General features: G+C 34.1%; 18 protein-coding genes and 3 tRNA genes. 12 read left to right on the forward strand and 9 right to left on the reverse strand.

Going from position 1 to position 22234, the window contains the following annotated elements; translation table 11 throughout:
* The first annotated feature begins 141 nt into the window (after window positions 1-141).
* From tsaD to ACXAFS_RS07670, 7 genes are all read left to right on the forward strand, one after another.
* Window positions 142-1164, forward strand: a complete 1023-nt coding sequence (gene tsaD, locus ACXAFS_RS07640; RefSeq protein WP_475306215.1) for a tRNA (adenosine(37)-N6)-threonylcarbamoyltransferase complex transferase subunit TsaD — start codon at window positions 142-144, stop codon at window positions 1162-1164.
* A 561-nt stretch (window positions 1165-1725) separates the two neighbouring features.
* The gene (locus ACXAFS_RS07645) at window positions 1726-2355 is read left to right on the forward strand and encodes a peptidylprolyl isomerase (protein ID WP_475306216.1); all 630 of its coding nucleotides are present in this window, start codon (window positions 1726-1728) and stop codon (window positions 2353-2355) included.
* Window positions 2355-3059, forward strand: coding sequence for a 16S rRNA (uracil(1498)-N(3))-methyltransferase (locus tag ACXAFS_RS07650; protein WP_475306217.1), 705 nt, complete (start codon window positions 2355-2357; stop codon window positions 3057-3059). The genes ACXAFS_RS07645 and ACXAFS_RS07650 overlap by 1 nt, the downstream gene beginning before the upstream one ends.
* 1 nt (window position 3060) lies before the next feature.
* The gene (locus ACXAFS_RS07655) at window positions 3061-3702 is read left to right on the forward strand and encodes a DUF4159 domain-containing protein (protein WP_475306218.1); all 642 of its coding nucleotides are present in this window, start codon (window positions 3061-3063) and stop codon (window positions 3700-3702) included.
* Window positions 3703-3791: 89 nt separating this feature from the next.
* Window positions 3792-4292, forward strand: a complete 501-nt coding sequence (locus ACXAFS_RS07660) for a TrmH family RNA methyltransferase (protein WP_475306219.1) — start codon at window positions 3792-3794, stop codon at window positions 4290-4292.
* Window positions 4293-4329: 37 nt separating this feature from the next.
* The gene (locus ACXAFS_RS07665; protein WP_475306220.1) at window positions 4330-5424 is read left to right on the forward strand and encodes an AI-2E family transporter; all 1095 of its coding nucleotides are present in this window, start codon (window positions 4330-4332) and stop codon (window positions 5422-5424) included.
* A gap of 7 nt (window positions 5425-5431) precedes the next feature.
* Entirely contained in the window at window positions 5432-6610 is a 1179-nt protein-coding gene (locus tag ACXAFS_RS07670) for a THUMP-like domain-containing protein (RefSeq protein ID WP_475306221.1), read from the forward strand.
* Here the strand turns inward: ACXAFS_RS07670 and ACXAFS_RS07675 are convergent.
* From ACXAFS_RS07675 to ACXAFS_RS07700, 6 genes are all read right to left on the reverse strand, one after another.
* Window positions 6600-7013, reverse strand: a complete 414-nt coding sequence (locus ACXAFS_RS07675) for a hypothetical protein (protein WP_475306222.1) — start codon at window positions 7011-7013, stop codon at window positions 6600-6602. The two genes, ACXAFS_RS07670 and ACXAFS_RS07675, sit on opposite strands and share 11 nt — an antisense overlap.
* Before the next feature lie 120 nt (window positions 7014-7133).
* Window positions 7134-7784: a ligase-associated DNA damage response endonuclease PdeM gene (gene pdeM, locus ACXAFS_RS07680; RefSeq protein ID WP_475306223.1), complete on the reverse strand. Its 651-nt coding sequence runs from the start codon at window positions 7782-7784 to the stop codon at window positions 7134-7136.
* A gap of 128 nt (window positions 7785-7912) precedes the next feature.
* A complete protein-coding gene (locus tag ACXAFS_RS07685) occupies window positions 7913-10366 on the reverse strand; it encodes a ligase-associated DNA damage response DEXH box helicase (protein ID WP_475306224.1) in 2454 nt (817 codons plus the stop codon).
* On the reverse strand, window positions 10363-11952 hold the full coding sequence (locus ACXAFS_RS07690; protein WP_475306225.1) for an ATP-dependent DNA ligase: 1590 nt from the start codon (window positions 11950-11952) through the stop codon (window positions 10363-10365). Before ACXAFS_RS07690 ends, ACXAFS_RS07685 begins: the two co-directional genes overlap by 4 nt.
* Complete coding sequence (locus tag ACXAFS_RS07695; RefSeq protein ID WP_475306226.1) at window positions 11949-12986, reverse strand: ligase-associated DNA damage response exonuclease; 1038 nt, start codon at window positions 12984-12986, stop codon at window positions 11949-11951. The genes ACXAFS_RS07690 and ACXAFS_RS07695 overlap by 4 nt, the downstream gene beginning before the upstream one ends.
* Window positions 12987-13047: 61 nt before the next feature.
* The gene (locus ACXAFS_RS07700; RefSeq protein ID WP_475306227.1) at window positions 13048-13641 is read right to left on the reverse strand and encodes a hypothetical protein; all 594 of its coding nucleotides are present in this window, start codon (window positions 13639-13641) and stop codon (window positions 13048-13050) included.
* A gap of 145 nt (window positions 13642-13786) precedes the next feature.
* On the opposite strand from ACXAFS_RS07700, the gene ACXAFS_RS07705 reads away from it, so the two are divergent.
* The 3 genes from ACXAFS_RS07705 (at window position 13787) to ACXAFS_RS07715 (ending at window position 14072) form a co-directional block, all read left to right on the forward strand.
* Window positions 13787-13870, forward strand: a tRNA-Ser gene (locus tag ACXAFS_RS07705).
* Between the two features lie 19 nt (window positions 13871-13889).
* Window positions 13890-13964 (forward strand) — tRNA-Pro (locus tag ACXAFS_RS07710).
* A 34-nt stretch (window positions 13965-13998) separates the two neighbouring features.
* Window positions 13999-14072: transfer RNA gene (locus ACXAFS_RS07715), tRNA-Arg, on the forward strand.
* Between the two features lie 37 nt (window positions 14073-14109).
* Here the strand turns inward: ACXAFS_RS07715 and ACXAFS_RS07720 are convergent.
* A complete protein-coding gene (locus tag ACXAFS_RS07720) occupies window positions 14110-16152 on the reverse strand; it encodes an HD family phosphohydrolase (RefSeq protein ID WP_475306228.1) in 2043 nt (680 codons plus the stop codon).
* A 113-nt stretch (window positions 16153-16265) separates the two neighbouring features.
* On the opposite strand from ACXAFS_RS07720, the gene ACXAFS_RS07725 reads away from it, so the two are divergent.
* Window positions 16266-17444 (forward strand): acetyl-CoA C-acyltransferase, encoded by a 1179-nt coding sequence (locus ACXAFS_RS07725; RefSeq protein WP_475306229.1) that lies wholly within the window; start codon window positions 16266-16268, stop codon window positions 17442-17444.
* A gap of 9 nt (window positions 17445-17453) precedes the next feature.
* Window positions 17454-18203 (forward strand): C40 family peptidase, encoded by a 750-nt coding sequence (locus ACXAFS_RS07730; protein WP_475306230.1) that lies wholly within the window; start codon window positions 17454-17456, stop codon window positions 18201-18203.
* A gap of 52 nt (window positions 18204-18255) precedes the next feature.
* On the opposite strand, the gene ACXAFS_RS07735 is transcribed toward ACXAFS_RS07730, so the two are convergent.
* Together ACXAFS_RS07735 and gyrA are read right to left on the reverse strand one after the other, a co-directional pair.
* Window positions 18256-19542, reverse strand: a complete 1287-nt coding sequence (locus ACXAFS_RS07735) for a tetratricopeptide repeat protein (protein WP_475306231.1) — start codon at window positions 19540-19542, stop codon at window positions 18256-18258.
* 29 nt (window positions 19543-19571) lie between these two features.
* Window positions 19572-22109, reverse strand: a complete 2538-nt coding sequence (gyrA, locus tag ACXAFS_RS07740; protein ID WP_475306232.1) for a DNA gyrase subunit A — start codon at window positions 22107-22109, stop codon at window positions 19572-19574.
* Window positions 22110-22234: the final 125 nt, after the last annotated feature.

Raw genomic sequence — 22234 nt, forward strand, 5'->3', positions numbered from 1 at the left:
TTATTTTGAGTACTCTTTTGATACGGATTAATAATTACTTGTTGATGAAATCTTCACTACATTTGCACTTGTAATACGTTGGCAAGTGGAGTCTTAGACTATATTCCGTAAAATTAACAATTATTGCGCCCTTTTTAGTTAATGAAAAAAGAAAATATTTATATCCTTGGCATTGAGTCATCATGTGATGATACGTCTGCTGCTGTACTATGTAACGATACCATTTTAAGCAATGTTGTGGCAGACCAAAAAATTCATGCAGAATATGGTGGTGTTGTACCAGAATTAGCCTCTAGAGCACACCAACAAAACATTGTTCCTGTAGTGAATCAAGCCATTGAGCGTGCTGGTATTTCTAAGGATCAATTAAGTGCAATTGCTTTTACACGAGGACCAGGTTTAATGGGCTCATTACTTGTAGGTACTTCGTTTGCTAAGTCTTTAGCATTTGGTTTAGATATTCCTTTGATAGATGTTAACCACATGCAAGCGCATATCTTGGCGCATTTTATTGAAGAAGAAGGACACCAAAAACCACCTTTTCCATTTTTGGCTATGACCATTTCTGGTGGTCATACACAAATTGTACAAGTAAATAGTCATTTTGAAATGGAAGTCCTTGGCGAAACCATTGATGATGCTGTTGGTGAGGCTTATGATAAAAGTGGAAAAATTTTAGGTCTAGGTTATCCTGCAGGACCAGAAATTGACAAGCGTGCACAATTAGGGAACCCTAAAGCTTATAAGTTTACGAAACCTAAAGTAGATGGTCTTAATTTTAGTTTCTCTGGTTTAAAAACAGCTATTCTTTATTTTGTACAGCGAGAAACTAAAGCCAACCCAAATTTTGTTGAAGAGCATTTAAATGATATCTGTGCTTCTATTCAATATACAATTGTTGGTATTTTAATGGATAAATTAAAACTTGCCGTAAAGCAAACTGGTATTAAACACATTGCTATTGGTGGTGGAGTTTCTGCAAATTCTGGCATTAGAAAAGCACTTAAAGATGCCGAAAAGAAACATGGCTGGACCACTTACATTCCAAAGTTTGAATACACCACAGACAATGCTGCTATGATTGCGATTGTTGGGTATTTAAAATATTTAGAAAAAGACTTTTCAGACTTTGATGTTATGGCTACAGCTAGGTTGAAGATATGAAGCTACTCAAACAAAATGTTTATTATTATTTCTGGATCACTGCAATAGTATTAATTGTCTTAAGTATCTATTGGTTTAATTTAGAAGATGCGGTGTTAGTCATTAATGTTCATGATACATATTTTGTAATTCATCATTCTCATATTCTTCAACTCTTAGCAATTATCTATAGTTTCTTAGGATTTATCTATTGGCTTTTTCAAAAAATGAATATCAAGCTAGTTAAACCTTTAACCCAATTACACACTTCGATAAGCATAATAATTATTCCCTTATACTTTATTTGTAGTTATTTATTGGAATTACTTTATCCGCCTTCTAACTTTCCTCTTTTTGATGATACTCAAAATTCTCAATTACTAATTACCATTATTACTTTAGTTGGATTGTTAGCACAATTGCTTATTGTTTTCAATATAATTATTAGTCTTATCAAGTATTTTACTTACAAGACCTAAATTGTTAAAACATCTGTTGATAACAGATAGCAATTGACTTTAAATACATTTTAAAATTTAGTTGTTTTGTAAATACCCCAAATTAAACTAAATCAAATACACAATGAAACAACTATTTTTTATACTCCTCTGTATTCCTTTTTTAAGTTTTTCTCAAGACGCTTTAGAAACCGAACTCGATTCCATTAGTTCTATCGAAGAGGCTAAAACCTTTGCTAAAGCTCACAAAAAATCTAATAAAAGTAAGGTCTTTACATTCAATAAAGAAAAGCATAAAACACGTTTGGCAGATGAACTTTTTAAACTCTCTAAAGGTGGAAAAAAAGTTGTAAAAGGTGAATATAAAAAGACCTACTACAAAGTTGTTGAAAAAGAAAAAACCTTGCATTATAGAGCTAGCTATATCTTTTTTGATGGTAGTAAAATGAGCTTAGAAGACATCAATGAAAAGCGTGATAAAATTATCTCTCAATACCAACAAGGTTATAAATTTGATAAGCTAGCACAATTACACTCTATGGATTTAAATGCCAAAAGAGGTGGTGATTTAGGTTGGTTTCCCGAAGGACAAATGCATCAAATGTTTGAAGACGCTGTAAAAGACCATGATACTAATGAAATTTTTACTTTAGACATTGAAGATAGAAACTGGTATTATGTTGTTCTTAAAACTCACGATGCTAAAACTATTGAAGAGATTACTGTTTTACAATACTCAGAAGCTACAGATTAATGCAATTATTCTACAATCCTAACATTTCAGAAGGAGATACTACGTTTAATTTTGATAAAGACGAAAGCCGACACATCGTAAAAGTGCTTCGTAAAAAAGCTGGAGACCAATTACATATAACCAATGGTAAGGGTTGGTTATTTACTGCAGAACTTACATCGGCAGATGCTAAACATTGTTCGGTAAATATCTTATCACAAAGTCTACAACCGAAACGTCCTTTTAATTTGCACCTTGCTGTTGCACCAACTAAAATGAACGACAGATATGAGTGGTTTTTAGAAAAAGCAACAGAAATTGGTATTGAAGAAATTACACCAATCATCTGTGATAACAGCGAGCGTAAAGTTGTAAAGCTAGAACGATTTGAAAAGATCCTACAGTCTGCAATGAAACAATCTTTGCAATGCTATTTACCAAAACTAAACGCACCTATTGCTTTTAAAGATTTTGTAGAAACTTCTTTCTCAGCAACCAAGTTTATTGCGCATTGCGAGGAAACCGACAAAAAATCTTTGAAGTCTCAGTTAAAGCATAATGATGATACTTTGATTCTTATTGGACCAGAAGGTGACTTTAGCGTTAAAGAAATCGAAATAGCTTTGGCTGCTGATTTTATTCCTGTAACTTTGGGTAACACTCGTTTGCGCACTGAGACTGCTGCCATTGCAGCTTGTCATTCGGTGGCTTTTGTAAATGAATAACATGAAAAAATTAATAGTTCTATTCCTTACACTCTTTACTTTTTCACTTTTTGCTCAAGATGTAGCTGTGTTAAAGTATAAAGGTGGTGGCGATTGGTATAGCAATCCTACAGCACTACCTAATTTGGTAAAGTTTTGTAACGATAATATTGACACTAATATCAATGAAAACACACAAACTGTAGAAGTTGGTAGTACAGACATTTTTCAGTATCCGTTTTTACACATGACAGGTCATGGCAATGTGTTCTTTAGTGATGATGATGCAGAAAACTTAAGAAAATATCTCATTTCTGGTGGTTTTCTTCATATTGATGACAATTATGGTATGGAGCCGTACATTACCAAAGAACTAAAAAAGGTTTTTCCTAATAACGAGTTGAAAGAAATACCAAAAGATCACAAAATATTCAACGCAGCTTACGAATTCCCTAATGGTTTACCTAAAATCCATGAGCATGATGGTAAAGCTCCACAAGCTTTTGGAATTTTTTATGAAGATAGATTAGTTTTACTCTTCACCTTTGAAAGTGATTTAGGAGATGGCTGGGAAGACCCTGAAGTACACAATGATCCAGAAGATGTGCGTGAAAAAGCACTAAAAATGGGAGCGAATATTATGAAATATGTTTTTGAAAATTAGAAATGAGATAATAGACACCAGATATGAGACTTGTTTATTCTGAAAAACAAAACTTCTCTTATCTCAAGTCTAATTTCTAAAATCTAGATATGCAACTCACCCACTACACTTCTAACTTTAAAAAGCAAAAGCATCCCATCACTTTAATTTGTGATAACATTACCAATGCACCAAATATTGGAAGCTTATTTCGTATTGCAGATGCATTTAATATTGAAAAACTTATTTTTTGCGGAGATAACATTCCTATCGGAAGGCGCATGACCAAAACATCGCGTTCTACCGAAAAATATGTGAACCACAGAATTGAAGAAAAGATTGATGATGTTATCCTTCAGCTAAAAGAAACACACCAAATCATTGCTTTAGAAATTACAAAAAATAGTACAGAGCTAAACTCTTACAAACTTGAAACCAATAAACCAATAGTCTTAATTCTTGGTGATGAAAACTTTGGAGTTTCAGAATTTGTTTTAGAACAATGCGATGCTGTTGTTCACATAAATATGTATGGAAATAACAGCAGCATGAATGTTGCTCAAGCTACGAGCATCACTCTTTATGAATTTACCAAACAACTTAATTCTTAAATTTGCCTTGCTGAATTTATTTCAGCATCTTTGAGATATGAATCAGAACTCAAAAATCATTGCAAATGGCATCTTAAGAGCCTTAGGAATTCTCCTAGGTATTGCCTTGGTTTTATTCTTTCTATACAAAATACAATCTGTAATAGTTTACATAGCCATTGCTGCTGTAATTTCATTAGTAGGTAGACCAATTGTGCTATTTCTTAGACGCAAATTAAAGTTCAACAACACCATAGCAGTTGTTGTAACCATGTTATTGTTTATTAGTTTGCTCGGTGGATTAATTGGTATGTTTATTCCTCTTATAACAGACCAAGGTAAGAATTTAGCACTTTTAGATTTTGATCAACTAGAACGTAATCTTGATAATTTATACCAACAGATCGTTACCTATTTTGAGTTTAACAACATCGATGTTGAGCAATCAATAAAAGACTCAAACATACTATCAAAACTCGATTTTTCGTTAATTCCAAATTTCTTCAACAGCTTGGTTAGCGGATTGGGAAGTTTTAGTATTGGTTTGTTTTCGGTATTATTTATTTCATTTTTCTTTTTAAAGGACAGCAAATTGTTTGAAGATGGCATGATGACTTTTGTACCAGAAGGAAACGAAACACGCTCTAAGCGCTCTTGGAATAAGATAAAAGACCTTTTGTCTCGCTATTTTGTTGGGCTTATATTTCAGATTTTAATTCTCTTCGTTATCTACACTATTGTTTTACTCATTTTTGGTATTGATAACGCAGTTGTTATAGCTTTCCTTTGTGCGCTATTAAATTTAGTGCCTTATGTTGGCCCTTTGGTAAGTGGTTTTTTGATGTTAATACTGAGTATGTCAAGTAATTTAGGTGAAAATTTTAGTGATGTTATTTTACCAAAAACAACTTATGTAATGATTGGATTTATCATTGCGCAATTGGTCGACAATTTCTTTAGTCAACCCTTTATATTTTCCAAAAGTGTAAAATCTCATCCTTTAGAAATCTTTTTAATAATTATCATTGCTGGTATTTTATTTGGTATTGTAGGTATGATTGTCGCTGTGCCTGCATATACTGCAATAAAGGTTATTTTAAAAGAGTTTTTGTCTGGTCATAAAATTGTAAACAAACTTACAAAGGGTTTATAGTTTTAGTTTGAATAAAGATATTTTAAATATTGAAATACAAGGTTTTATAAATTTTAATTTAAAATCCAATATTTCAGATTTATTACTCAAAGGAATACCTTTTACAGCTATAGACCAAAAACTTATAATAGAACAGATTGAAGCCAAAAAAAGATGCGAACAAAAGCTACCCATTTGGTTTAATACTGAAAATATTTACTATCCTAACAAGCTAAATATTGAGCAGACTTCATCAGAAATCACCGCAAAGTATAAAGCCGATTTGGTATCTGGAAAATCTCTAATAGATCTCACAGGTGGTTTTGGTGTTGATGCTTACTATTTTTCAAAACAAATTGAAGCTATAACACATTGTGAAATAAACGCAGAACTTTCTGAAATTGTAAAGCATAATTATAAAGCACTTGATGTTACTAACATAACCTGCCTTAATAAAAATGGTATAGATGCCTTAAAATCTATTGATAAACTATTTGATTGGATTTATATTGACCCTTCACGAAGAGACGATTCTAAAAATAAAGTTTTCCTGCTCTCAGATTGTACTCCAAATGTAAAAACATTCCAAGGATTGTTTTTTAAGTATGCAAAAAACGTGATGATAAAAACATCTCCTTTATTGGATATTTCTGCTACGAAAAATGATTTAGACCAAGTAAAAGAACTTCATATTGTTGCAGTTAATAATGAAGTAAAAGAACTTCTTTGGATTTTAGAAAGAGATTACAAGGATGAGCTAAAAATTAAGACCATCAATCTTAAAAAGGACGAAAACGAAGCTTTTAAATTCAACTATTGTGATGAATATAAAGCTTTAGTAGAATACTCTGAACCTCTCACCTATTTGTATGAACCAAATTCAGCAGTATTAAAGGCAGGAGCGTTTAACATTATATCAAGTACTCTTAATGTAAGTAAACTACACAAGCATTCGCATTTGTACACCTCTTATGAACTAATAAATTTCCCTGGAAGACGATTCAAGATAGAAAAAGTCATCCCATTCAACAAAAAAGAATTTGCTAAATCAGGCATAAAAAAGGCAAATGTCACCACTCGTAATTTTCCAATATCTGTAAGTGATATTAGAAAAAAACTCAAAATAAAAGATGGTGGCTCCTCTTATCTGTTTTTTACTACAGATATAAACAATACCAAAATTATAGTCTTATGTACTAAAGTATAGTAGGAATATAAGACACTATTTCATTATTGCTATTAATCTCAATCTCGTATGCCATACAAGAATCCATATTAAGCAAAACCTTATCATCACTTACAAGAGTTTGGTTACTATCTATTGAAAAAAGCACCTCTCCTTCTTCAAAGCTAGCCCAAGATGTTGTTGTACTTGCTGGTATACCAGGAATATCTACTAACACTACACCATCGCTGTCAACAACTTTAAAATCAACAGTAACAGTACCATTATTAATAACTCGTGTAATTGGATCTTGATCCACACAAGGGTCATTAAGCTGGCTAGGAGTTAAATCAGTAGAAATGTCATTTCCGCTTGGGTCTGACGTACAAGTAAATAGCGTTAATGCCAGACACACTAAAAGTGTACTTTTAAGTAGGTTTTTCATCGGTTAATAGTTTCGTTGCTAAAGCATTAAGCCCTAACAATCAATTTGGGAAGACAAACATATAAAAGATTTTTTAAAATACCGATAAAATGCACAAATTATTCGACGAAATGCATTTTTTTATTGAATTTTAAAAATTGAAGAATCTGTAAAGGCAAATTGAACTACGCCTTCAGTAAGATCACTAGTATTTAATCCTGTAAATAAACTAAAAGCAGGCAAAATCATTTGATTTTCAGTGATTTGGTAGCATGGCAACTTAATCTTCTGTCTGCCTTTGCCTTTTATTAATACTCCTGGATGTGTATGGCCTGATATTGTAAAATGGCTCTTCTTATTTTCTAAAGGTTCATGAAGAAATACAAAAGGTTCTAATTCTAGTTGCTTTATAGCCTCAATATTTAAATCGTCCATTAGTCTTTTAGATTGTCTATCATGATTTCCTTTTATCAATACCAATTTTAAATCTGAAAATTGAGCAAGCCAAGTCTTGAAAGTGGTCATATCACTATTTCGTTCTGCATGAAATAAATCACCAACAATTAAGAGTGTCTTGGCATCAAAATGTAGAATGAGTTGTTTTAAGCGTTCTAAGTCTTTTTGCAACACATCATCTGGCATGGGTATTCCATGTTTTCTAAAGTGTGCTGTTTTTCCAATATGAACATCTGATAATATCAAAGCATCTTCTCGTTGCCAATACAACGCACGTTGATTTGTAAGGATTAATTCCTCATTTTTAATTGTGATATGTTCGATTACAATTTTCAATACAAAAGTGAAATTCGTCAATTCGAGTGATTTTTCGAAATCAAAATGAGAAAAACAGTATCGAGAATAGAATTTTACGTTGTTCTCGATACATTCCGAAACAAGTTCGGAACACTCGAACTGACGTATTAATCGATTTTAAACGCCTGTTCTTTAATACGTTGAATGCGTTTATCTAAACTTTCATTACTCATAGTACCTCGTAAGCTATCTACCTTCAAGGGGAAGCTCAAAGGTGTAAAAGATTTGGCGTGCTTTACAACAATCTTACTCTTTGAAATACGCTCAAAAGCTTGCAGTAACCTTGCCTCTTCCAACTGTTGATTAAACACCTCTGTATAAGCTTGTCGTAATAACAAATTATCTTGCTCGTAATCCTCCAAAACCCTAAAAATAAGTCCTGAAGACGATTGTAAACTTTTATTATTCTTACGTGTACCTGGTTGCGATTGCACCACCAAACCAGCAATTACAGCGATATCTCTGAATTTTCGTGATGCCATTTCAGAAGCATTAATACTGGCAGTAACATCATCCATTAAATTGTCTTTACTCAACAAGGCTTCAATATTTGATTCATCAACTGGAATAGGTTGATCACTCAGCAATTCAAAGCCATAGTCATTCATGGCTATGGTAAAGGTCAGTTGTTTCAGCTTACTAATGCGATAAGCCATCAATGCCGAAAATACCTCATGCACCAAACGGCCTTCAAAAGGATACATAAATAAATGATGACCGTCTTTGGTTTCGATTAACTCCACTAAAAACTCATCGGCTTTTGGTATGTGAGAGTGTTCGTCTTGTCGAGATACTAAAGGATTCAAAAATCGTAGTTCTTTCTCCAAACGTCCTGGTTGTAAGGCGTCTGATAGCTTCAACCTCAAATAATGACTTAAATGCGATGTTAAGGGCAATCGTCCACCTAACCAACTCGGTGAAACGGCCTTCTTGGCCTTACTTCTTCGTACTAAAACGGTCATATCCTTAATCTGAACCAACTCCAATATTCGACCTGCTAAAATAAAGCTGTCACCCGGTTTTAATTTCGAAATAAAGAACTCCTCAATCATACCAATATAACCTCCAGACATGTACTTCACCATTACATTGACTTCACTAACAATAGCGCCAATATTCATACGATGCAACATGCTAATGCGTCGACTTTTTACCTTATACAAACCATCTTCATCTAAAATGACCTTATGGAATTCTTCATAAGAATTTAAAGTCTTTCCGCCTTTTGTAATAAAGTGTAAACACCATCGCCAGTCATCTTCTGTGAGATATTGAAAGGCATGTATCTGCTGAACACGTTGAAATAATTCACTTGAATTAAAGCCTTCACCAACAGCCAAGGTGACCATGAATTGCACCAAAACGTCGAACGTTAATACCATTGGATCACGAGATTCGACCTGCTTGTCTTTCACTGCTTCCTTCAATGCAGAAACTTCCACCAACTCTAAAGAATGTGTTGGAATAAAATAAATTTTGGACCGTTCAAATGGTGAATGGCCACTGCGTCCTGCGCGTTGCATAAAGCGTGCTACACCTTTAACAGAACCAATCTGAATCACACAATCGACAGGTTTAAAATCAACACCTAAATCCAAAGAAGACGTACAAACCACGGCCTTTAAATAACCTGAAGCGATATTATCTTCAATCCAATTTCTCAGTTTCTTATCAATTGAACCATGATGAATGGCTAAAAGTCCTGCCAAATCTGGTTGCGCATTCAGTAAAAGCTGATACCACAGCTCTGCTTGTCCTCGTGTATTCGTAAAAATTAAAGTCGTCGTATTTGAAGCTATAATCGGAAGAATTTTATCCACCATATTAGCACCTAAATGGCCAGCCCAAGGTAACACCTCAATTTCATCGGGTAAGACCGAAATAATGTCTAATTTCTTTTTTTGCTTAGCCGTAACCTGAGTGACTTTTAAATCTGAATATGGCAGAAGTACATGCTTTGCTTCTTCAAGATTACCAATAGTCGCTGTGATTCCCCAAATTTTCAGTTTTGGTGAATAGTGTCTCAATTGTGAAATGGCTAATTCTGTGAGTACACCGCGTTTATTACCAATCAGTTCATGCCATTCATCAATAGCTACACATTTAACTCCTTTAAACCATCTGGAATTCTTTTTCTGGGAGAATAGTAGATGCATGGTTTCTGGTGTGGTCAAAAGCACATCTGGCATTAAGCGTTCTTGCTTACGCCTTACTGCAGTTGGTGTATCACCATTTCTAACCTGCACAGACCAGTCTAGACCAATATCTTCCACAGCTTCCGTCATAGCCTTGGCCAAGTCTTTAGCCAAAGAACGTAAGGGGCTAATCCAGAGTAATTTTAAGCCTTTTGGATACTTACCTGGATGATTCAAATAATCTATAACAACGCCTAAGAAAACCGAAAAGGTTTTACCAAAACCCGTTGGTGCAACCACCATACCCGAATAACCATTAGCATAGCGTTGCCATGTCTGCATTTGGAACGGAAAAGGTGCATGACCTCTTTCCGCCATCCAATTGTTTATTATACGTAGGCCTTCGCTTTCTCTGAACTGACTCAAGGTGCGGTTATTAATTGTTTTACAGTTTCTATAGTATCGATTTCTTCGACTGGTTTGTCCTTACGCCATCTTGCAATACGTGGGAATCGCAAGGCGACTCCTGATTTATGACGGTTACTTAGCGCAATACCTTCAAAAGCAATCTCAAAAACAAGTTCTGGCTTAACCGTTCTTACAGGTCCAAATCGTTCAATGGCATTTTTATTGACCCATTGAGAGATCTCAGTGATTTCTTTATCTGTTAAACCTGAGTAGGCCTTTGCAACCGTTACTAAAGCATCATCTTTTTTAACAGCAAAGGTGTAGTCTGTATACTTAGAACTTCGTCTACCACTTCCCTTTTGGGCATAAATCATCACAGCATCTATAGTTAATGGATCGACTTTCCATTTCCACCAATCGCCTTTTTTGCGACCTGAATGATATGGCGATTGCTTCATTTTTAGCATTAAGCCTTCACTATTGATAGCCCTTGAATTATCTCTTATGGTATAAAGTTCTTCCCACTTTTTAAAATCCACCAGAAAAGACAATTTGATATGCTCTGGTAAGGCCACTGAATTAAATAAAGATTCTAAACGTTTACGACGGTCAATAAAAGCCACATCACGAATGTCATCACCATTGTATTCTAAAATATCGTAAGCCTTAAACCCAACCGGAACTTCTTCTAAAAGTTTCTTGGTCACATTCTTGCGATTAAGGCGTTTTTGTAAATCGTTGAATAACAATACATCATTGTCTTTCATCGCCAGAATTTCACCATCGATAACAAAGTCATCCTTAAAATTCAGCATGGCTTCTACCAATTCTGGGAATTGCTTGGTGACCAACTCTTCGCCTCGTGACCAGATATAAATTTCATTATTACGTTTTACAATTTGACCACGAATGCCATCCCATTTTTGCTCTACAATCCAAACATTTGGCTCGCCTAATTCAGGTAATTCTTTTTCCAAAGCATAAGCCAGACAGAAAGGATAGGGTTTAGAATTATCATAATTGATGTGTTTTCCATGAATGAGTTCTTCAAAGGTTATTGAATCGATATCCCAATTACCAATAATACTGTGCATGAGTTGGTTGGCATCAATACTCGTTAATTTTGATAAGGCATTAACTAACGTTTTTTTAGAAACACCAATCCGGAAACTTCCACCAATAAGCTTATTAAAAATCAATCGTTCTTGTTGGTCTAGACCAGACCAAGCTTCAAGAACAAAGGCTTTTTTGTCGTCTTCAGATTTTGGTTTTAAAGCCTTGAGTTCGGTCATCCATTCGTGTAAGGACAAATCGAGTTTATGTGTTGGTGCTGGTAGTAAGAGTGCCATGGTTTCTCCTAAATCACCAACAGCACTGTAACTTTCTAAGAATATCCATTCTGGTAATTTGGTAATCTCCATGCACCATTCGCGCATTAAGGTTGTTTTTACTGGACGCGATGGTCGCTTACCAGTAAATAAAGCAATGAGCCAAAGTTTATCCTTATCTGGTGCTATTTTAAAATAATTGACCAGAGCTTCTATTTTAGAATTGGTTTTATTTGTGATTTCTATTGCACTGATGAGATTAGAAAATAGCTTCATTCGGCAGTCACTTTATCGGTTTCTGCTTCAGCTTTTACAAGGGCTTCATCTCCATAATCGGTGACTAGCTCATCTGCTTTAATGCCAATTTCATTTAAATATTTCGAAAATACGGCTTGAGAGCCATGGGTTACATAAACTTGCTCAGCTTCTGATGCTTTCACGGCATTTATCAATCCATTCCAGTCCGCATGATCACTTACAGCAAAGCCAGCATCGACAGCTTGCCAACGTCTATTACCTCTTATTTGCATCCATCCAGAACAAATGGCTGTTGCAGGATTTGGTAAACGTTTTAGCATTCGAGAGCCCAAAATTGCTGGTGGTGCAATAATGATTTTATTCTGAAGTATTTTCTTATCAAAATCTGCCGACCATAGTTTGGTGTCTGGCAATTTAATTCCTGAGCCAGAAATAGCGTTATTTAAATTATGAATAGAACGGTGCACATAGATATCATCACAACCATCTAATAAAGACATTAAACGCTGTGCCTTGCCTAAGGAATAGCCGAGAAAAACAGACGTTCTATCGTTTTGTTGATTCGTTTTTACCCACGATTGCAACTCATTTTGTAAAGTCTCTTCGGATTTCCAGTTATAAATGGGCAGTCCGAAAGTACTTTCGGTAATAAAAGTATTGCACTTTACAGATACAAAAGGTGTTGTTATAAAATCAGGTTGTGTTTTATAATCACCTGTAAAAACGACCACATAGCCCTTATACTCCAAACGTATTTGCGCTGAACCTATGACATGACCTGCAGGATGAAAACTCACCTTCACTCCATTAATATTAATTTCCTTACCATACGACATGCTATCAATAATAATGTCAGCACCTAAGCGATACTGTAAAATGGCCTTTGAATCATCAGTACATAAATAACGTTTCATTCCCCATCGTGCATGATCTGCATGTCCATGAGAAATAATAGCATAATCAACAGGATACCAAGGATCTAAATAAAATTTACCTTGCGGACAGTAAATTCCTTTTTTGGTGAATTTGATAAGTCTTTTTTCTGTTGACATAGCTTAACGAAGCTATTGAAAAAGTTAGATTTATAATAGTAAAATTTCGTTAAAGTTAGTTTTACAAAAAACCCTTTTGAGTAACCAACATATCGCCTCCCCAAAGTTTAACCAAATACGAAATATCAATTGGAAAGAAGGATGATGACCCATCTGAATTATATTTTACAGGACACTCTAGACGATTACCATCAATTATTTCACATTTATTTTTACCGTTATCAGAAATATAAATTTTCTTTTCGTCTAACTTTTGATAAACTTTTTTTAAATCAATTATTGCATACTTTATAAATGCTGATGCCTTATGAGTCTCATTTTTAGAACTGTCAATTATTCCATAGGTAAAATAGTGAGCTTTCATTTTATAGTACTCAGACTCGTGTCGTTCTTCAATTTTATTTGAGTCTCTGCGATATCTAATTGTAAAATCTGTAAAACTCTGGTATTGTTTTTCTCTAAATCGCTCCTGAACGCTCATTATAGTATTTCCTTTTCGAAAAACGTAATCAATACCATCCATCATATCGATATACTTTGAATAATCCTTTCTCAATTGTACTTCCGACCAGTCTAAGGGATTATAAATTAAAGGAATAGCTAAGTTTGTGTGGACATAATTAGTAAAGGCTCTATCTTTAGAATATTTCGACATATGACAATAAAATTAATCATATTCTATACTCTTTCAAAGTATTAGGGTATTTGAATTAAAAAACTCAAAAAAATTGTTGCGATAATTAATATGATAAGTTACATTTGCATCCGCAATTTTAAGAAACGTTCTTATAAAATTTATTGGAGAGGTGCCAGAGTGGTAATGGAGCAGATTGCTAATCTGTCAACGCGTAAGTGTTGCCCGGGTTCGAATCCCGGTCTCTCCGCAACAAGATAACCAATTTTCGGGGTGTAGCGTAGCCCGGTTATCGCGCCGCGTTTGGGACGCGGAGGTCGCAGGTTCGAATCCTGCCACCCCGACTTTTTATTGAATTTCAGAGTTCATCTCTTGAATGGTCGCGTAGCTCAGCTGGATAGAGCATCTGCCTTCTAAGCAGACGGTCACAGGTTCGAATCCTGTCGCGATCACATAAAGCCATACTTGTAATAGTGTGGCTTTTTTGTTTTATTCTGGGTACTCTATCCTTAAATGATAGATATTGGCAAGTTTGTGTTTTATTACTTTTTTGATAGATTGAATTTCCTTAAAAGTAATATTAGCGTTTAAGAATTGTCCACTTTCCATTTGCTTATTAATGATATTCTCAACAAAATCATTAATCTTCGTTGTAGTTGGCTCTTTTAAACTTTTTGATGCGGCCTCAACACTATCGCACATCATTAAAATAGCTGTTTCTTTGCTAAATGGTTTTGGGCCAGGATATGAGAATTCTTCAATTTTTATAGCATCATTTTCAGCTTTCTCCTTCATGTAGAAATAATAAACAACACTGGTACCATGATGCGTTCTAATAAAATCAATAACACGATCTGGTAAATTATATTTTTTTGCGATTTCAATACCATTCAACACATGATCTACTATAATCGTTGCGCTTTCTCTACTTGACAATTCATCATGAGGATTAATACCGTTACTTTGATTCTCTGTAAAATAGGTTGGATTCTTCATTTTACCTATATCATGATACAAAGCGCCTACCCTAACCAACATAGCGTTTGCACCAATTTCATTTGCAGAAGCTTCAGCCAAATTGGCAACATTTAATGAATGATGAAATGTACCTGGTGCTTTGTTAGATAATTCTTTTAAAAGCTTTGTGTTGGTGTCTGATAATTCTAAAAGTGATACATCAGATACAAGCCCAAATATCTTTTCGTAAATGTATATAAGTGGCTGAACGAAAAGTGTTGCCAAACCACATAGAATAAATAATCCAAACGTATCCCACTTCAAAGTCGTTATTTGCCCTTCGTGGATTACGAAAAAGGCAAAATAAGCAATGATATATATAAGCGTTATTTGACCAACTGATATAAAAAGATTGGCACGTTTATATAACTCTGAAACTGTTAATATAGTCACGATTCCTGCAATAATTTGCAGAAACATATACTCATAACTGTTAGGTACTATAAAGCCTAAAAGCAAAACCGTAAGTACGTGTGCAAATAAACCAAGTCGCGCATCAAAAAAAGCTTTTAATACCAATGGCAATATACATAATGGCACCACGTATATGTATTGAGAATTATAATTAATCACCAAAGTGGTGAGCAATATCATCAGAGCTATATTAAAAAAAATAAAGGTTACTTTGGTGTTATTTTGAAAAACCTCCAACCTGTATTTTTGCAAAAACAGCAATAACATTAAAAGTGCTAGAGCAACTAATAATGTATAGGCTACAAGAACCCAATTATAATTAGCTGTATTCCAAACTTGAGATTCATACTCGGATTTAAGTGATTTTAAAATATTATATTCCTCATCTTCTACTACTTGACCTTTAGAAATAATTAATTGGTCTTTATCTATGCTTCCACGAGTTAATGCTATTTGAGAAAGCTCTTCTTCTAATGTAGTTTTTGTAAGAGTTTCATTTAATGTTACATTAGGTTTAATGATATCAAAAAACAGAGATATCATTCTATTTTTATTCTCAGAAGAAGTTGAATTAGTCAAATAACTCTCAAGCCGATCACGAAGTTGGTTTATTTCTATCAGACCTTTATACTCTAAACGTTTTTCAACCGTATTAGAAGCAACCAATACAACAGGTTTATCATTAGAATACGGATAGTCAGTATCTAAAATTCCATTTTCATACAAGGTCTCAATTATATCAGTACCTTGTTTGAATAGATTTTTTTTGGAGGAAATAGAATCATTAAAAACCTCATTGAATTTAGTAATGTAATTCAGCTTTAGGGCCTTTGGGATTTCTAGATCAATATCGAAATAAACGGAAGCATTATTTTCAATTTCAAGCTGTTCTTCATTAATTTCTTGTTGAGTCTTTTGAATCGCGAAATTAAAAGGTGCATACAAGTTTTCGGACTGCCAAGGTTTTCCTTTTTCAAAAGAATACCTAAACTTACCTGTCTTAGGAAATAAATAAACTATAAACAATGTAGTCAATAAGAACAAAAGTATTTTATATACTAATGCATGATTTTTATACCATTTGTTTAGAAGTTCCTTCATATAAAATCAAATGTAACAAATATTAAAATTTAAAACATCTATAATCTGCAATACATTCCGAAATATCTCAAAAAATCATTAATTTCGCGAGAACTAATTTAAACAAATCAACAATGAACAAGGACGTAGTAATCGTATCTGCCGTTAGAACACCAATAGGAAGTTTTTTAGGGAGTTTATCTAGTGTACCAGCACCAAGACTTGGAGCTGTTGCTATAAAAGGTGCATTAGACAAAATAAACTTAAAACCAGAAATGGTAGATGAAGTATTAATGGGTAATGTAGTACAAGCTGGTACAGGACAAGCACCAGCGAGGCAAGCAGCTATATTCGCTGGAATTCCAAATACTGTTCCTTGCACAACAATAAATAAAGTATGTTCATCTGGTATGAAAGCTGTAATGCAAGCAGCACAAGCCATTAGTCTTGGTGATGCTGATATTATGGTTGCCGGAGGAATGGAAAATATGAGTGCTATTCCACATTATTACCATGCACGTAGTGCTACAAAGTTTGGACCTGCTACTTTAGTAGATGGCATGCAAAAAGACGGCTTAGTCGATGCATATGATAACAACGCTATGGGTGTTTGTGCTGACGCTTGTGCAGAAGAGTACAACTTTAGCAGAGAGGACCAAGATGCATTTGCGATACAATCTTATGAACGCTCCAAAGCAGCTTGGGAAGCTGGGAAATTTGACGATGAAGTTATTCCTGTTGAAGTCCCTCAACGTCGTGGTGATGCTTTAGTTATTAATAAAGATGAAGAATACACTAATGTAAAGATGGAAAAAATTCCAGCCTTACGTCCTGCTTTTACTAAAGACGGAACTGTAACTGCAGCAAATGCTTCCACCATTAATGATGGTGCAGCGGCTTTAGTACTTATGAGTAAAGAAAAAGCTGAAGAGTTAGGTTTAAAACCTCTTGCGACTATAAAAAGTTATGCAGATGCTGCTCAAGAACCAGAGTGGTTTACTACTGCTCCCGCCAAAGCATTACCTAAAGCGTTAGCTAAAGCCAATGTAGAATTAAGTGATGTGGATTTCTTTGAATTTAATGAAGCTTTTTCTGTTGTTGGCTTAGCAAATATGAAAATTTTAGGATTATCTGACGATAAAGTTAACGTGAATGGTGGTGCAGTTTCTTTAGGACATCCCCTTGGCTGTTCTGGTACCAGAATATTAGTAACTTTATTAAACGTCTTACAACAAAACAATGCAAAAATTGGTGCAGCTGCTATTTGTAATGGTGGTGGTGGCGCTTCTGCAATGGTATTAGAACGCGCTTAAATATCTTCTATGCAATACGGAGTTTGCAATCTAGGCATTGTACCTATACGATTTGAGCCTGCTGATACCAGTGAGATGGTAACTCAGGCATTGTATGGTGACTTTTTTAAAGTATTAGAACAGCGTAAAAAATGGAGTCGCATTCGTTTTGCATACGATAAATATGAAGGCTGGATAGATAATAAACAGTATCTTGAGATTGAAGAAAATCAATATAGCCAATTAGCTAATTCTGATATTTCCTTGTCAAAAGATTTAATACAGTTTGTATCTGATAATGCTAATAGTATATATCCTATTCCATTAGGCTCAGACCTAAACTGTTTAAATCTTTTAAATCAAAAGTTTGAAGGCAATAAGATTACCGAAAAAAGTGAAAAATCAAAAATTATTGACACCTCTTTTTTATATCTAAACACACCATATTTATGGGGAGGAAAATCTCCTTTCGGAATTGATTGTTCTGGTTTTACACAAATGGTATATAAGCTTAATGGCTATCATTTATTACGTGATGCGTCCCAGCAAGCCACTCAGGGTTTAGCCTTAAGTTTTATTGAAGAAAGCGAACCTGGAGATTTGGCTTTTTTTGATAATGCAGAAGGTGATATTATTCATGTTGGTATAATAATGAAAGATAATTATATTATACATGCACATGGCAAAGTTAGAATTGATCGTTTAGATCACAGCGGTATTTATAATATTGACAAGAATACCCATACACACAGGCTAAGAGTAATCAAGAAAATTATATAATAAAAAAAGCGACTTTAATAAAGTCGCTTTTTTTATCCTACAAGCAAAGATCTTAGTTTCCTGCTTCAATAGCTTTTGCTATATCTTTATTAGTTTTGAATTTATCCATTTCACCAAGCGCACTATATATATTAGCCAACTGGTTGTAAATATCTGCGTTCATTAAATTTGGATTGTTCTTAACAAACTTTTCTAAAATTTCTGCACCAGCTTTAAACAACTCATTCTTTTGAGCCTTAAGTTCATCATAACGCTTATTGTCTGCAGCCGAATTACCTAATGTATTCATTTCGTCATTCATAGCATTACCTTTATTAACTTCTAAAAATGAAAGATTTAATGCTGCATTAGCGTAATCAGGCTGAATATTTAAGGTCTGCTCAAATGCTTGTTTTGCAACCTCATATTGCTCCACTTCCATTGCGGTAATACCTACGTTATAATTTAAATCTGGATTATTAGGGTCTCTTTTAAGAGCCTCTTTGAATAATTCAAAAGCTTTGTCGTTATTGCCAACCTTTATTTGAATCGTAGCTTCAGTTAGTATGAGATTATTATCATCAGGAAATTCATTTCTAGCATCATCAATTGCAGATAAAGCTTTCTCATTATTTCCCTGTGAAACATAAATGAATGCTATGTTTTTAACAATATTAGCTCGTTTTGACTCCTCTTTTCTATCTTCAGGTTTAATATGGGTTTTTAAAGTCTTTACAGCAAAATCTCTATTCGCTTTTTCAGGAAAAAACTCTTCACCACCAGTTTCTTTATTAGTTGCTACATAATTCGTCTTTATACCTGTAAAACCAAGATTTTTTAGCTTAATGAAATGTTTTAATGATGTATCATAATCATTATTCTGAGCTGCAAGTAAAGCTGCATTATAAAGATATACAGTATCTTTGGGAGATATCTTATAAATATTTTCGTAAGCTTTAGAAGCTACAGAAAGATCTTTATTGTTAAAAGCTTCATTAGCTTTTTTCAGAAATGAGTTGTAAATTTCTGTCTTCATTTCATTAGCTTGTTCTGTATATCTTAGCTTTCCAATTGAAGACTCGTGATTCTTTAATTCAGTTAAAGTTGCTATTGCACTATCAACGTCACTATCAGAACCTGCACCATTTGCATAAAGAGCTTTTGCTTTTAAAAATAAAAACTTAGCCTTCATTTTATCATCCATGTTGCTTATTAATCCTTCTGCTACAGACATAGCAGACTTGGCATCAGCAAAATTCATATTTTTAAGTGCTTTTTCCATAGCTTTCACTTCATTTTTTTGAGCAAAAGACATAGCTGTCACTGTAAAAACAAGCACTAATGTCATTAATTTTTTCATTTGTAATAAATAGTTTATGTTGTTAATTTTTAGTTTTCAGTTTCATTATTATCAATAGCCGTGCCATCTTCATTTGTTGTTTGCTCATCAGCGTTTTCAGCATCTAATTCATCAACATTTTCTTCATCATCATCTTTCATTACTTTAGCAACTGCAGCAATAGAATCATTACCTTTTAAGTTGATAAGCTTTACACCTTGAGTTGCTCTTCCCATCACTCTTAAATCTGCAACTTCCATACGAATTGCAATACCAGACTTATTAATAATCATTAAATCGTCCTCATCAGAAACGTTTTTAATTGCTACTAAATTACCTGTTTTGTCAGTGATAGAAATGGTTTTAACACCTTTTCCACCTCTATTAGTAATTCTATAATCATCTAAACTAGAGCGTTTTCCGTAACCATTTTCAGACACTACTAAGATATTACTTTCAAAATCATTAACAGCAACCATTCCTATTACCTCATCATTATCATTTGCTAAAGTTATACCTCTAACACCCGAAGCATTACGACCCATCGGTCTTGTTTTTGCTTCTTCAAAACGAATGGCTTTACCCGACCTAAGGGCTAACATTACTTGGCTTTCACCAGTTGTTAACTTAGCCTCTAATAATTCATCACCCTCTTTAATAGTAATTGCATTAATTCCATTAGTACGAGGTCTAGAATATTGTTCTAATGATGTTTTCTTAACCTGACCTTTTTTCGTTGCCATTATGACATAATGACTGTTGATGTAATCCTCGTCCTTAAGGTCTTGTGTACAGATAAACGCCATTACCTTATCATCTTGTTCTATATTAATAAGGTTTTGAATAGCTCTACCTTTTGAGGTCTTAGAACCTTCTGGAATTTCATAGACACGCATCCAGAAACATTTTCCTTTTTGAGTAAAGAATAACATATACTGATGATTTGTACCAACAAATAGGTGCTCTAAGAAATCTTCATTTCGTGTTGTTGATGCTTTTTGACCAACTCCTCCTCTATTTTGGGTTTTGTATTCTGTTAAAGAGGTACGTTTAATATAGCCAGCGTGAGAAATAGTGATGACTACTTTTTCATCTGGAATCATATCTTCAATGCTTAAATCTCCACCAGCATATTCAATTACAGAACGACGCTCATCACCATATTTATCACGGATAACTTCAAGCTCTTGCTTAATGATATCCATACGACGCTCTTTTTTATCTAAGATATCTTTAAGGTCTTCTATAGTTTTCATTAACTCCTCGTACTCTGCTCTTAACTTGTCTTGTTCTAGACCTGTTAACTGACGTAAACGCATTTCTACGATAGCCTTAGCTTGTATCTCAGTAAGCTTGAAACGTTCAATTAATTTTTCTCTAGCTTCTTCAGCGTTTGCAGATGCTCTGATTAAAGCAATTACTTCGTCAATATTATCAGAAGCGATGATTAAACCTTCTAAAATGTGAGCACGTTCTTCAGCTTTGCGTAATTCATATTGTGTACGTCTTACAACTACTTCGTGTCTGTGCTCTACGAAATAGTGAATTAAATCCTTAAGATTTAAAAGTTGAGGACGACCTTTTACTAAGGCAATATTATTTACACTAAATGATGATTGTAAGGCTGTGTACTTGTATAATTTATTAAGTACAATGTTAGGAATAGCATCACGCTTTAAAACGTAGACGATACGCATTCCTTTTCTATCAGATTCATCTCTAATGGTAGAGATACCTTCAAGTTTTTTATCGTTAACCAAGTCAGCAGTCTTTTTAATCATATCTGCTTTGTTAACTTGGTAAGGTATTTCATTTACAATGATACACTCACGTCCATTTACTTCTTCGATATTGGCTTTACCACGCATTACGATTCTACCACGACCTGTATGAAACGCTTCTTTAACACCATCATAACCATAGATAGTTCCACCTGTTGGGAAATCTGGTGCTTTGATGTGTTGCATTAACTCATCAATCTCTATATCATTGTTATCTATATAAGCAATGGTTCCGTTTACAACTTCCGTGAGGTTGTGAGGTGGCATATTTGTTGCCATACCAACTGCAATACCAGAAGCTCCATTAACTAATAAACCGGGAATACGCGTAGGTAAAACTGTTGGTTCTTCTAAAGTATCATCAAAATTAAGTTTATGGTCAACGGTTTCTTTGTCAATGTCTGCTAACATTTCTTCAGAAATCTTCTGCATTCTAGCCTCTGTATAACGCATTGCTGCAGGACTATCACCATCCACTGAACCAAAGTTACCTTGGCCGTCTATTAACATATATCTTAAACTCCATTCCTGAGCCATACGTACCATTGTATCGTAAACCGAAGTATCACCATGTGGATGATACTTACCTAATACCTCACCAACAATTCTTGCTGATTTTTTGTGGGCTGTATTTGCTCTAACACCCAATTCGTGCATACCGTAAAGCACACGTCTATGAACTGGTTTTAAGCCATCTCTTACATCTGGTAACGCACGTGACACAATGACCGACATTGAATAATCAATGTAGGCTGATTTCATTTCATCTTCAATGTTAATCGGAATGAGTTTTTCTCCTTCTGCCATATATAAAATTTATTAGAATTTTTCTAGGTTTTCAAAACGTGCTAATATAAGCATTTCAGTAGTGTTTAAAGTGATTTCAAAAGCTAATTTTAAGAGTTTTTATTAACAATTTTTGATATCTTTTT

This window comes from Winogradskyella sp. ABM4_392 (genome assembly GCF_056160445.1).

Bases quoted from the DNA above. Each gene is read 5' to 3' on its own strand.
- ACXAFS_RS07655 (WP_475306218.1), top strand. From the start codon at position 3,061: ATGAAAAAATTAATAGTTCTATTCCTTACACTCTTTACTTTTTCACTT.
- ACXAFS_RS07645 (WP_475306216.1), top strand. From the start codon at position 1,726: ATGAAACAACTATTTTTTATACTCCTCTGTATTCCTTTTTTAAGTTTT.
- gyrA (WP_475306232.1), bottom strand. From the start codon at position 22,109: ATGGCAGAAGGAGAAAAACTCATTCCGATTAACATTGAAGATGAAATG.
- ACXAFS_RS07690 (WP_475306225.1), bottom strand. From the start codon at position 11,952: ATGAAGCTATTTTCTAATCTCATCAGTGCAATAGAAATCACAAATAAA.
- ACXAFS_RS07650 (WP_475306217.1), top strand. From the start codon at position 2,355: ATGCAATTATTCTACAATCCTAACATTTCAGAAGGAGATACTACGTTT.
- ACXAFS_RS07695 (WP_475306226.1), bottom strand. From the start codon at position 12,986: ATGTCAACAGAAAAAAGACTTATCAAATTCACCAAAAAAGGAATTTAC.
- tsaD (WP_475306215.1), top strand. From the start codon at position 142: ATGAAAAAAGAAAATATTTATATCCTTGGCATTGAGTCATCATGTGAT.
- ACXAFS_RS07735 (WP_475306231.1), bottom strand. From the start codon at position 19,542: ATGAAAAAATTAATGACATTAGTGCTTGTTTTTACAGTGACAGCTATG.
- ACXAFS_RS07720 (WP_475306228.1), bottom strand. From the start codon at position 16,152: ATGAAGGAACTTCTAAACAAATGGTATAAAAATCATGCATTAGTATAT.
- ACXAFS_RS07730 (WP_475306230.1), top strand. From the start codon at position 17,454: ATGCAATACGGAGTTTGCAATCTAGGCATTGTACCTATACGATTTGAG.
- ACXAFS_RS07675 (WP_475306222.1), bottom strand. From the start codon at position 7,013: ATGAAAAACCTACTTAAAAGTACACTTTTAGTGTGTCTGGCATTAACG.
- ACXAFS_RS07660 (WP_475306219.1), top strand. From the start codon at position 3,792: ATGCAACTCACCCACTACACTTCTAACTTTAAAAAGCAAAAGCATCCC.
- ACXAFS_RS07700 (WP_475306227.1), bottom strand. From the start codon at position 13,641: ATGTCGAAATATTCTAAAGATAGAGCCTTTACTAATTATGTCCACACA.
- ACXAFS_RS07725 (WP_475306229.1), top strand. From the start codon at position 16,266: ATGAACAAGGACGTAGTAATCGTATCTGCCGTTAGAACACCAATAGGA.
- ACXAFS_RS07665 (WP_475306220.1), top strand. From the start codon at position 4,330: ATGAATCAGAACTCAAAAATCATTGCAAATGGCATCTTAAGAGCCTTA.